The sequence below is a fragment of the Streptomyces sp. NPDC052040 genome (assembly GCF_044548405.1).
Taxonomy (GTDB): domain Bacteria; phylum Actinomycetota; class Actinomycetes; order Streptomycetales; family Streptomycetaceae; genus Streptomyces.
In genome coordinates, this window is the sequence record NZ_JBIUBV010000001.1 from 528,147 (window position 1) to 539,225 (window position 11,079).

The 11,079-nt window shown below is 71.6% G+C and carries 11 protein-coding genes; 9 read left to right on the top strand and 2 right to left on the bottom strand.

Annotation, left to right across the window (positions count from 1 at the left end; translation table 11 throughout):
- Positions 1-4 precede the first annotated feature (4 nt).
- From ACIHAA_RS02175 to ACIHAA_RS02210, 8 genes are all read left to right on the top strand, one after another.
- Entirely contained in the window at positions 5-190 is a 186-nt protein-coding gene (locus ACIHAA_RS02175) for a 4-oxalocrotonate tautomerase family protein (protein WP_399811853.1), read from the top strand.
- Positions 191-254: 64 nt separating this feature from the next.
- The gene (locus ACIHAA_RS02180) at positions 255-1,049 is read left to right on the top strand and encodes a cupin domain-containing protein (RefSeq protein WP_399811855.1); all 795 of its coding nucleotides are present in this window, start codon (positions 255-257) and stop codon (positions 1,047-1,049) included.
- A gap of 7 nt (positions 1,050-1,056) precedes the next feature.
- The gene (gene asnB / locus ACIHAA_RS02185) at positions 1,057-2,886 is read left to right on the top strand and encodes an asparagine synthase (glutamine-hydrolyzing) (protein WP_399811858.1); all 1,830 of its coding nucleotides are present in this window, start codon (positions 1,057-1,059) and stop codon (positions 2,884-2,886) included.
- A complete protein-coding gene (locus tag ACIHAA_RS02190; protein ID WP_399811861.1) occupies positions 2,883-3,923 on the top strand; it encodes a PrpF domain-containing protein in 1,041 nt (346 codons plus the stop codon). Before asnB ends, ACIHAA_RS02190 begins: the two co-directional genes overlap by 4 nt.
- The gene (locus ACIHAA_RS02195; protein ID WP_399811864.1) at positions 3,910-5,049 is read left to right on the top strand and encodes an acyl-CoA dehydrogenase family protein; all 1,140 of its coding nucleotides are present in this window, start codon (positions 3,910-3,912) and stop codon (positions 5,047-5,049) included. The genes ACIHAA_RS02190 and ACIHAA_RS02195 overlap by 14 nt, the downstream gene beginning before the upstream one ends.
- Positions 5,046-6,422: a dihydroorotase family protein gene (locus tag ACIHAA_RS02200; RefSeq protein WP_399811866.1), complete on the top strand. Its 1,377-nt coding sequence runs from the start codon at positions 5,046-5,048 to the stop codon at positions 6,420-6,422. Before ACIHAA_RS02195 ends, ACIHAA_RS02200 begins: the two co-directional genes overlap by 4 nt.
- 160 nt (positions 6,423-6,582) lie before the next feature.
- Complete coding sequence (locus ACIHAA_RS02205; RefSeq protein WP_399811869.1) at positions 6,583-7,497, top strand: HipA family kinase; 915 nt, start codon at positions 6,583-6,585, stop codon at positions 7,495-7,497.
- A complete protein-coding gene (locus ACIHAA_RS02210) occupies positions 7,494-7,793 on the top strand; it encodes a SelT/SelW/SelH family protein (RefSeq protein WP_399811872.1) in 300 nt (99 codons plus the stop codon). Before ACIHAA_RS02205 ends, ACIHAA_RS02210 begins: the two co-directional genes overlap by 4 nt.
- A 22-nt stretch (positions 7,794-7,815) precedes the next feature.
- Here the strand turns inward: ACIHAA_RS02210 and aceB are convergent, their stop codons facing one another.
- Both aceB and ACIHAA_RS02220 read right to left on the bottom strand, forming a co-directional pair.
- A complete protein-coding gene (gene aceB / locus ACIHAA_RS02215; RefSeq protein WP_399811874.1) occupies positions 7,816-9,435 on the bottom strand; it encodes a malate synthase A in 1,620 nt (539 codons plus the stop codon).
- Positions 9,436-9,687: 252 nt separating this feature from the next.
- Entirely contained in the window at positions 9,688-10,356 is a 669-nt protein-coding gene (locus ACIHAA_RS02220) for an NTP transferase domain-containing protein (RefSeq protein ID WP_399811876.1), read from the bottom strand.
- 216 nt (positions 10,357-10,572) lie between these two features.
- Here ACIHAA_RS02220 and ACIHAA_RS02225 point away from each other — a divergent pair, with 216 nt between their 5' ends.
- On the top strand, positions 10,573-10,887 hold the full coding sequence (locus ACIHAA_RS02225) for a DUF5955 family protein (protein ID WP_399811878.1): 315 nt from the start codon (positions 10,573-10,575) through the stop codon (positions 10,885-10,887).
- The last annotated feature ends 192 nt before the right edge of the window (positions 10,888-11,079 follow it).

An 11,079-nucleotide genomic window follows, 5' to 3' on the forward strand; every position in this document is an offset into this window, starting at 1 on the left:
GTCCATGCCCGTCGTCACCGTGGACTGGTGGAGCGGAAGCAAGCAGGAGAGCCGGCGCGAACTCGTCGAGGAGGTCACCGCGACCGTGTCCAGGATCGCCGGCTGCCCCCGGGACGCAGTCACCGTGATCGTCCGCGACGTGGAGCAGACCCACTGGGGCAGGGGCGGCCGACTTGCCTCGGACAACTGACAGTTCAACACGGTTCAACACGACGCACGGCGGACGGCCGGTGCGTCAGGGGGAAGGCACACTGATGGCTGTTTCTGAACAGGTCGGCGCGATCGTCCGGGCGTCGGAGCTCGTCTTCCGTCCGGTGGACGGGTGCTCGGTGGCGACCGCGGTGGGCCCGGAGTTGGGCGCCGACATCGTCCGGCTCGACGTCGTCCGGGTCCCCGCGGGTGGACGGTGGGAGCCCGGCGGGTCGGCGGACGAGGAGAACGTTGTCGTCGTGTTCGCCGGGTCCGGCGAGGCGGGCTCCGGCTCCTGCCGTGCGCAGGTGGCCAGGGCCGACGCGGTCTACGCCCCCACGGGCGACCGCTACAGCCTCGCCGCGGCGGACACCGAGGGCCTGACCGCCTATGTCTGGCGCACCCGCCTGCTGCCCGACCGTACCCACGGCGCACAGCAGGAACGCTTCAGTAATCTGTGGCGCACGGACACCCAGCTGCGCGGGTTCGGCGGGACGGGCCAGGTGGCCGCGTCCGACCGGACCGCGACGATGAACTTCCTGTTCTGGCCGGGCACCGGAACCCCGCAACTGTGCCTCCACTGCGGCGTGATGCAGCCCGGAGAGTACTTCAATGTGCACGTTCACCCCGAGAGCGAAGAGGCGTTCATCGCGTTCGAGGGAACAGGGCAGATGTACCTGGCCGACCGATGGATCGACGTCTCGCCCGGTGACGCGCTGTTCGCACCGCCCGGTGTGCCGCACGGCACCCGCCACGACAACGAGGACCCGGCGGCGGCACGATTCGCCACCTGCGGCGGCCCGACCCCCTTCGACCCGGTCCTCTACCAGCGCGCCGGTGTCTCGGCGCAGGTGAGGTGACCCACGGATGTGCCGAATATACGGGCACTTCGAGGCCCAGGTCACCGCGCACGAGATGAGGACCGTCTCCGCCGTCCAACGGCACGGCGGACCGGACGCGCAGGCCCAGGCGGCCGGTCGCGGCTGGGCCCTGGGCATCAACCGGCTGGCCGTCATGGACCTGGCCGGCGGCCGACAGCCGTACCGTCTGGGCGAGCACATCACCGTGGTGTTCAACGGCGAGATCTACAACCACGCCGAGCTGCGCCGACGGCTGGTGGCCCGCGGCCACCGGATCGACGACGACTGCGATGGCTCGGTACTTCCCGCGCTCTACGCCGAGTACGGAGCCGATTTCACCGACCACCTCGACGGGATGTATGCCATCGCCGTCATGGACCTGAGGCACGAGCCGACGCTCGTCCTGGCCACCGACGACGTCGGCATGAAGCCCCTCTACTACCAGTGGGACGCCTACCGCAGGCAGCTGCACTTCTCCTCCGAACTGCCGGCGCTGCTCGCATTCCGCGGCGTGCGGGCGGCCGTGTGGGAACCGGGTCTGGACGAGTACCTCTCCACCAAGACCCCGTTCGGCGAGCAGACCATGTTCGACGGAATCCAGGTGCTGCCCCCGGCGACCACCGCACGGGTCACCCGCTCGGGCGGACTGCGCATGCACCGGCGCGCCGACCCCGCGCGTCCGGAGCCGGACACCGCCCCGGCCGCCGCTGCGGACCGCGTGCTCGCCCTGCTGCGCGAGGAGACGCACCGGCTGATCCACGCCGACGTCCCGGTGGCCGCGATCACCAGCGGAGGCCTGGACTCCAGCCTGGTGTCGGCACTGGCCGCCGAGGCCGCCGAGAACCTGCACAGCTTCAACATCGCCTACACCGGCCGGTGGCCGGGCGACGAGCGGGACTTCGCCCGCGAGGTCGCGGAGCGCAACGGCACCCACCACCATCAGGTGGAGATCGACCCGGAGACCTTCCCCGCACTGCTGCCCGATGTGGTCTGGCACCTCGGGCAGCCCAACGCCGACCCGATCACCCTCAGCACCCACGCGCTGTTCGGCGCGGTGCGCGACGCGGGTTTCACCGTGGCGCTCACCGGAGACGCGGCGGACGAGCTGTTCGGCGGGTACGACCGGATCCGCAAGGCCGCCGGGACTCCGGACGGCGAGGACTGGATCACCGGGTACGTCGATGCCCTCGCAGCGGTTCCCGCGGCACTGCGCACCGAGCTGTACTCGGCGGAGTACCGCCACTACGTCGCGGCCCGGGGTTCGGCGTCCGAACGCATCGCCGGGGAACTGGCCGCCTCGGAGCACGGACGCATGGAGACCCTGACCCGCTTCGAGGTCGGCCGGCGGCTTCCCGCCTACCATCTGCGACGGGTCGACCACCTCAGCATGTCCGCCTCGGTGGAGGTGCGGCTGCCGTTCTGCCAGCCGGCCGTCCAGCGGTACGCCCGCTCGCTCCCGTCGAGCCTGAAGATCGCCCCTGACCGGGGCAAGGACGTGCTGTACCGTGCCGCGGACGGACTGCTGCCCGAGTCGGTGCTCAACCGGCCGAAGCAGCCCTTCACCCTGCCGATCACCGCCATGATCGCTCCCGGTGCGGCGCTCCACGGCTTCGCCCGGGACGTGCTCTCGCCGACGGCGCTGCGCCGGTACGGACTGGTCGAACCGGCGCGGGTGGACCGCCTGTTCGCGGAGCAGACGGCCCGGCCGTCGGAGCGGTCGGCGCTCGCGCTGTGGGCACTGATGGTGCATCAGCTGTGGCTCGACCAGTTCTGCGCCGCCTCCGGCCCGAAGGCGGACGAGGCGGCCGATCCGTTCGGCGACGGGGCGGCCGCGTGATCGCGTACATCGCCAAGGCGGACGGTGCGCCGTGTCCGACGCTGGTGCTCGACGCCGCCGAGCTGCCCTCGGCCGAATCCGAACTGCGGCCGGTGCTCACCGGGGTGCGGAGATGGCTGGAAGCGGACGGGCACGGCGACGTGCTCAAGATCGCCCTCGTGGCGCCGTCCCCGCATCCCCTGTTCGACCTGGACTACCGCTTTGTGCAGTGCCTGCCGGACCGGCTCGACGCGTTCGACTTCCAGGGGAGCTGCGGTCATTCGATCCTCTCCTGCCTGGTGGTCGCCCACGCCCGCCACTGGACACCGCGCCCGGCGCCGGGCGACCGGGTCCGACTGCGGATCCTCAACAACGGCGATCAGGTCGTCTGCGAGGTGGACGAGTCGTGGCGGCACGGCGGCAGCTTCACCGTGTACTTCGTCCAGCCGCCGGGGAAGAGCATCACCCAGGCCCTGATGACCGGCAATCCGGTCGACCGGCTGTCGACCCCCACCGGCTCCTACGAGGTGTCGCTGGTCTCCCTCGGCAACCCCTACGTCTTCGTCGACGCCAGGGAGTTGGGGATCACATCGCGGCACGAGCTGTTCGAGGCCGGGGACGACGTCTTCGACGAGATGCTGTCGATCCGCCGCTCGACCTCGGCCCTGCTGGGCGTACCGGACACCAGCGTGTTCCCCAAGGTCGCGATGGTCGGGGGCTACACCCCCGGCCGACTGAGCGCCCGGGCCATCACGGTGCCCCGCTGGCACCCGACGCTCGCCCTGACCGGCATCACCTGCCTGGCCGCCGCGGCGACCGCCGCGGGCACGGTACCGGCCCGGCTGTTCGAGGAGACCGGGGGACAGCCTCCGCAGGTCGAGATCGAGACACCGGGCGGCCTCGCCGTCGCGACCTCCACAATCGAGGACTCCGCGCGGGGGAGGGTCCTGGAGTGGGTGAGCGTGAGCCGGAAAGAGGCCCGGATCCGGTCCGGTCCCCTTGAGATCGCACCTGCCATGACCATGCTCCCGAGGAGGCTGAACAGTGCCCTTCACTGAAGCCATCGCCCGATCCGACAGCCGCGAGGCGCTGGCCGAACGGTACGCTCCGCTGTACCGGGTCCTGGAGGCGGAAGCCGCCGCCGCGGACACCGCAGGCGAACTGCCCTGCCGGGTGCTTGACGCGCTCCGGTCCTCGGGGATCCTGGGCGCGGCCGTTCCGCGCGAGTACGGCGGCCAGGGCGGCGACGCGGTCCTGACGAACCGTCTGGTAGAGCAGGTGGCCGGACTCGACCCGTCCGTCTCCATCATCCTGTTCCAGCACTTCGCGGTCAGCGCCCGGATCACCGAGTGGGGCACAGCGGCCCAGCGCGAGCACTACCTGCCCCGACTCGCCGACGGCTCGTGGCTCGCCGCCTCCGCGTGGAGCGAGAGCGGCGCCGGAGCGGACAAGCGCAACATCGCGACCAAGGCCGTCCGCGTCGGGGACGACTGGGTCCTCGACGGCGCCAAGGCCTTCACCACCGGCGCCGGCCTGGCACAGGTGTACCTGGTCCTCGCCCAGTCCGCGGCACCGGGCGGCGGGGACCTGGTGTACGGCAGCGACGGTCAGAGTTTCTACCTCGTCGGGGCCGACACTCCGGGACTGGTCGCGGACACCAGCCTGGACCTCGTCGGCATGCGCGCCTCCGCCACGGGCTTCGTCGAACTGCGCTCCTGTCCGGTGCCGGAGAGCGCCCTGCTCGGCCCGGCCGGGAAGGCGGCGGAGATCATCGCCTCGGTGCGCGAGTCCGGGGCCACCCTGGGAGCTGTCGCCGTCGGCATCGCCGACGCGGTCCACCGGATGGCGCTTGCCAAGGCCCGCCAACAGGGCCTGACGGACAACCCGTTGACCCGCGACCGGCTCTCCGACCTGTCCGCCCGGGTGGAGAGCGCCCGGGCGGTCGTCGAGGCGGCGGGCCGGCGCGAGGGGCCGAACCCCGGCCTCACCACGCTGCGCAGCAAGGTGATGGCCTCGACCGCAGCCGAGGAGATCTGCCTCCAGGTGCAGCGCTACCTCGGCAGTGCGGGCTTTGTCGCGGGGCACCCGGTCAACCGGCTGGCCCGCGACGTCCGGGCCGTCTGCCTGATGGGTCCCACCAATGACCTCTGTCGTCAACTGATCTCCGCGGAGCAGCCGTCATGACCGAACACGAAGGACCGTACGATCTGGTGATCCGTGGTGGCCGGGTGGTCACCCCCGAAGGGGTCCGGCCGGGCACGGTCGCGGTGCGCGACGGCCGGATCGGCGCCTTGCTGCCGCCGGACGCGCAGGTCCCGGCCACCGAGACCCTCGACGCGGCTGGTCTCCACGTCATGCCCGGGGTGATCGACTCCCATGTCCACTTCCGCACTCCTGGGCTGACCCACAAGGAGGACTGGGAACACGGCAGCAGGGCGGCGGCTGCGGGCGGTGTGACGACCGTCATCGACATGCCCAACACCCAGCCGCCGCTGCACGACCCGAAGGACGCGTGGGCCAAGGCGGCGCTCATCGAGGGCAAGTCCCTGGTGGACTACCGCTTCCACATGGGTGTCGGCACCGACACCGTGGAGGTGCTCGCCGACCTCGACCCCCGGGTCGCGACCTCCGTCAAGGTGTTCATGGCGGGCCACCACACCGCCCCGCACGTCATCCACGAGCAGAAAGTGCTCGCCAGGATCTTCGAGGTCGCGGCCGACCGCGGGCTGCGGGTGGTCCTGCACGCCGAGGACGGGGGACTGTTCGACCTCCTCGACGGATACCTCCCGGCGCCCGCCAGCTACGGCGCCTACGAGCCCGCCCGCCCGCGCACCGGGGGAATCGTCGCCGTCGCCCGGGTCATCGAACTGGTCCGGGAGTACGGCACCGCCGCCCACATCCTGCACACCTCCTCGGCGGAGGAGTGCGACCTGCTCCTCGCGGCCCGGGAGGCGGGCCTGCCCGTCACCTTCGAGGCCACGCCGCACCATCTGTCCTTCACCCGCCAGGACATCACGCGCCTGGGCGCCCGTATCCGGCTCAGCCCCGCCATCCGGGAGGAACGCGACCGGGAGCGGCTGTGGGAGGCGCTCATCCACGACGGGCTCGCGACCGTGGGCAGCGACCACGCCCCGCACACCGTCGAGGAGAAGACCCGTCCGGCCGCCGACGCGCCTCCGGGACTGCCCGGGGTGCAGGAACTGCTGCCGGCCGTCTTCACGGGAATGCGGCAGCGCTGGCCGGACCGGCCCGTCGACGAACTCCTCGCCCAGCTGGCGCGGTTGTGCAGCGGGCGGCCCGCCGAACTGTTCGGTCTCGGGCGGAGCAAGGGCCGGATCGAGGTCGGGTTCGACGCCGACCTCGTTCTCTTCGACGCCGCCGCCACCTGGTTCCTGACGGCCGGGGACGTGCGGTCCAAGTGCGGCTGGTCGGCCTACGAGGGGGCGACCCTGGCCGGGCGCCCGGAGACGACGGTGCGACGCGGGGAGGTCATCTGGGACCGGCGCAGGGCCGCGTTCGGCAGCCCGAATGGCAGGTGGCTGACGGGCGACGCGTAGGCGACCGGGAGCCGGTACGGCCGTTCCCACCGGTGGGAACGGCGATACCGGCGTGCCCTGTCCGTCCGTCCCGCCTGGCTACTATGGTCACTTCATGCCGGAGGCCGAAAACAGGGGGCGTACCGCCCGTGACGGCACATGACCGATGGGGTCTGGGGAGATGCTGAGAGAGGTCACTGCCACTCGTTATCTTGAGCCTCTCCGCTCCGGTGGTTCCGTGCCCGGCGTCGTCGAGGCCGATGATCTCGGGACGTACGTCGTGAAGTTCACGGGGTCCGCGCAGGGTGTGAAGGCGCTGGTGGCCGAGGTCATCGTGGGGGAGCTGGGGCGAAGGCTGGGGCTGCGGGTGCCCGAGCTGGTGCTGGCGCACTTCGATCCGGCGATCGCCGCGCACGAGCCCCACCAGGAGGTGCGCGATCTGCTGAACGCGAGCCCCGGTGTCAATCTCGGCATGGACTATCTGCCGGGGGCGCGGGACTTCACCCCCGAGGTCGCGCGGGCCTGCACGGTCGACCCGGTGGAGGCGGGCCGGATCATCTGGCTCGACGCGCTGACCGTGAACGTGGACCGTACGGTGCACAGTTCCAACCTCATGGTCTGGCCCACGTTCGGCACCGCGCCCCCGCGGCTGTGGCTGATCGACCACGGTGCCGCTCTGGTCTTCCACCACCGGTGGGATGCCTCCGCGCCGGAAAAGCCGTACGACTTCCGCCACCACGCGCTCGGCCACTTCGCCCCGGACACGCGGGCCGCCGACGCCGATCTGGCGCCCCGGGTGACCGAGGAGCTGCTCCGGGAGATCACCGAGGAGGTGCCGGACCAGTGGCTGACCGGTGAGCCGGGGTTTGCCGCGCCCGGTGACGTCCGCAGGGCCTACGCGGACTATCTCTTCGCGCGGGTGAAGGCGTCCGGCGCCTGGCTGCCCACCGACTTCCCCACCCGGGAGGAGCTGGCCGCCGAGGAGTCCCGGCGCGCGGCACGCACCCAGCGGGGTCGGCCGGACTGGCTCAAGCGGGTACCCGACCTGCACGGAAAACCGGCGGCGGAACAGGATTGGTCGGTGCATCTGGGATGACGGACACCCCCGCGGACGCCGTGCACCGCGTCCAGATCGAGTACTGCACCCAGTGCCGCTGGCTGCCCCGTGCGGCCTGGCTGGCGCAGGAGCTGCTGACGACGTTCGAGGCCGAGCTGACCGAGCTGGCGCTCAAGCCGGGCCGGGGCGGGGTCTTTGTCGTACGGGTGGACGACGAGGTGGTCTGGGACCGCCGGGAGCAGGGCTTCCCCGAGCCCACGGCGGTCAAGCGCCTGGTACGCGACCGAGTGGCCCCGGGAAGGTCCCTGGGCCACTCGGACCGGCCGGGTCCCTGAAGTCGGCCGGAGTCGGCCGGAGTCAGCCTGCGAGCTGCTCGTAGGCCGGAAGGGTGAGGAACTCCGTGTAGTCCTCGTCCAGCGCCGTCTTCAGCAGCAGGTCGTGGGCCTGCTGCCAGTGACCGGCGGTGAAGGCCTCCTCGCCGGTCTCGGTCCGGATGGCGGCGAGTTCCTCCGCGGCCACCGTGCGGACCAGCTCGGCGGTCGCCTTCTCGCCGTTCTCGAACTGGACGCCCGCGTTGATCCACTGCCAGATCTGGGAGCGGGAGATCTCCGCGGTCGCCGCGTCCTCCATCAGATTGAAGATGGCGACCGCGCCGAGGCCGCGCAGCCAGGCCTCGATGTAGCGGATGCCGACCTGGACGGCGTTGACCAGGCCCGCGTACGTCGGCTTGGCGTCCAGGGAGTCGATGGCGATCAGCTCGGCCGCCTTGACGTCCACGTCCTCGCGCAGCCGGTCCTTCTGGTTCGGCCGGTCGCCGAGGACCTTGTCGAAGGACTCCATGGCGAGCGGGACCAGGTCGGGGTGGGCGACCCAGGAGCCGTCGAAGCCGTCGGCCGCCTCGCGGTCCTTGTCGGCGCGGACCTTCTCGAAGGCGACCTTGTTGACCTCGGCGTCGCGCCGGGACGGGATGAAGGCCGCCATGCCGCCGATGGCGTGGGCACCGCGCTTGTGGCAGGTGCGGACGAGGAGTTCGGTGTAGGCGCGCATGAAAGGCGCCGTCATCGTGACCGCGTTGCGGTCCGGCAGCACGAACCGCGGCCCGCCGTCACGGAAGTTCTTGATGATGGAGAAGAGGTAGTCCCACCGGCCCGCGTTCAGCCCCGAGGCGTGGTCGCGGAGTTCGTAGAGGATCTCCTCCATCTCGTAGGCCGCCGTGATCGTCTCGATCAGGACGGTGGCGCGGATGGTGCCCTGCGGGATGCCGAGGTGGTCCTGGGCGAAGACGAAGACATCGTTCCAGAGGCGGGCCTCCAGGTGCGATTCCGTCTTCGGCAGATAGAAGTAGGGGCCCTTGCCGAGGTCGAGCAGACGCTGGGCGTTGTGGAAGAAGTACAGGCCGAAGTCGACGAAGGCGCCCGGCACCTGCTCCCCGTCGACCAGCAGATGACGCTCATTCAGATGCCAGCCGCGCGGGCGCATCACGACGGTCGCCAGCTCGGCGTCGGGGCGCAGGGCGTACGACTTGCCCGACGCCGGGTCGGTGAAGTCGATCGACCGGGTGTAGGCGTTGATCAGGTTGAGCTGGCCGTGGACCACGTTCTCCCAGGTGGGCGCGGAGGCGTCCTCGAAGTCCGCGAGCCAGACCCGGGCTCCCGAGTTGAGGGCGTTGATGGTCATCTTGCGGTCGGTGGGGCCGGTGATCTCGACCCGGCGGTCGTTCAGCGCCTCGGGCGCGGGGGCCACCCGCCAGGAGTCGTCCGCGCGGATCGCGGCGGTCTCCGGGAGGAAGTCGAGGGTCGAGGTGAGGGCGATCTCGGCGCGGCGCTCGGCCCGGCGGGCGAGCAGCTCGTTGCGCCGGGGCGTGAACCGGCGGTGCAGCTCGGCCACGAAGGCGAGGGCCGCGTCGGTGAGGACCTCGTCCTGCCGGGGCAGGGGCTCGGCGTCGAGGACGACGGACGGCGACGCTGGTGCGGACATGAGCTGTCACTTCCTTCGGCGAGCTGATGTGGCCGCCGCGGCACGGGGTGCGGCACCGGGTGCCAGCGGCGTCCGGATACGGCGGTGAGCGCCTGGAGCGGTCAGGTGCTTCTGATCAGTGGATACTAGTTTCCTCATGGTGGAAGTTCAATGATGTGTTGACATCGAGATTCTTCGATTCGAGCGAAGGTGGCGCTCAGTGCCACCGCGAGCGCCGGGTTCGCCGGGTTCGCCCGCAGGAGGCGCCCGGCTTCACTGGAGGTGGGCCAAGTCGCCCTCGGTGTCGATGTCGTAGGGGCGGGCCACATCCCCGCACTCCACCAGCCGGACCGCGCTCCCGTGTTCCTTCAGATAGGCGCGGGCCCCCCGGTCCCCGGTCGCGGACGCCACGATTTCCGGCCAGTGGGCGGACCCGAAGAGGACCGGATGGCCGCGGACGCCTCCGTAGGCGGCCGAGGCGAGCGAGGTCTCGTCCTCGTAGGCGGCGAGCACCCGGGCCGCCGCCTCCGGGCCGATGCCGGGCTGGTCGACGAGCGAGACCAGGGCGGCCCGCGCGCCCGTTCCGGCGAGCGACCCGAGCCCGGCACGCAGCGAGGAGCCCATGCCCTCCTCCCAGCCGGGGTTGTCCACCAGGACGCAGCCGGACAGATCCGCGCGCTCCCGTACGGCATCGGCCGCCGCGCCCAGGACCACATGGACCTGCCCGCACCCCGCCGCCCGCAGCACTCCTGCCGCGTACTCCACCAGCGGCCGCCCGTGATGCAGAAGCAGTGCCTTGGGGCGTCCGCCCAGACGGCGGCCCCCGCCCGCCGCGAGGAGCAGCCCGGCGACACCGCCCCGGCTTCCCTCTCGTTCTCCCTCCCGCGCTCCCTCGCGTTGTCCGTCCAGGAGTCCGTCCCGGTCGTCTTCTCTGCGCGTCATACGTCCTGCATACCCGACCCCGGGCCGGTCGCGGGGCCTCCCGGCGCCGAATTTCGGTCCGATGGCGGTGCCCGGCGCCGGGACCGAATTTCGGCCCCCGCGCTGGCGTCCGCCGCCCCGGTGGCGTTTACTGGCCCGCACCCCTGGCGCCCGACCGGTGTCACGGGGTGCCCGGCAGCGGTACGGAGCCATGCGCACAAGGGTGTGAGGGGAGCTGTGTTGCGGAGCTTGGGGCAGGAGCTGGTGACCGGCGGCGACGAGGATTCCCGGACGCTGGGGCTGCGGACCGCGGTGTCCCGGCTGCGTCGCGAACTCGCCCTGTTACCGGTCGAGTTCACCGACCGGACCATCGCCGAGGACGAACTCGCGGTGCTCGCTGCGATGGCCGCCGGGGGTGCCCCGGAGATACCCCGTCTGCGCCGCTCCCTGCTGCTCATCGTCGGGGCGATCGGCTCGGTCAGCGCCCTCGCCGGAGGTCTCGCCGAGGTCCGCCGGGCGGTCGAACTGTTCGGGGAGGCACCGCGCGGCTGAGCCCGGAGCGCCGCCGAGGGCCGGCCGGGCGCGGTCGGGGGACGGGCGCGGCCGGGCGCGGTCGCAGGGGGCTGCGGTGCGCTGACCGAACGTGACGCCTTCCTGTTCCAGGCGGTCCACCTTCCTGTTCCGAGCGGTCCGCCTTCCTGTTCCGGACGGGCCGCCTCGCTGCTCCGAGCGGGTAGCCGTCCC

Coding starts and splice junctions, on each gene's coding strand:
- ACIHAA_RS02175 (WP_399811853.1), top strand. CDS start 5: ATGCCCGTCGTCACCGTGGACTGGTGGAGCGGAAGCAAGCAGGAGAGC.
- asnB (WP_399811858.1), top strand. CDS start 1,057: ATGTGCCGAATATACGGGCACTTCGAGGCCCAGGTCACCGCGCACGAG.
- ACIHAA_RS02180 (WP_399811855.1), top strand. CDS start 255: ATGGCTGTTTCTGAACAGGTCGGCGCGATCGTCCGGGCGTCGGAGCTC.
- ACIHAA_RS02205 (WP_399811869.1), top strand. CDS start 6,583: ATGCTGAGAGAGGTCACTGCCACTCGTTATCTTGAGCCTCTCCGCTCC.
- ACIHAA_RS02220 (WP_399811876.1), bottom strand. CDS start 10,356: ATGACGCGCAGAGAAGACGACCGGGACGGACTCCTGGACGGACAACGC.
- ACIHAA_RS02210 (WP_399811872.1), top strand. CDS start 7,494: ATGACGGACACCCCCGCGGACGCCGTGCACCGCGTCCAGATCGAGTAC.
- aceB (WP_399811874.1), bottom strand. CDS start 9,435: ATGTCCGCACCAGCGTCGCCGTCCGTCGTCCTCGACGCCGAGCCCCTG.
- ACIHAA_RS02200 (WP_399811866.1), top strand. CDS start 5,046: ATGACCGAACACGAAGGACCGTACGATCTGGTGATCCGTGGTGGCCGG.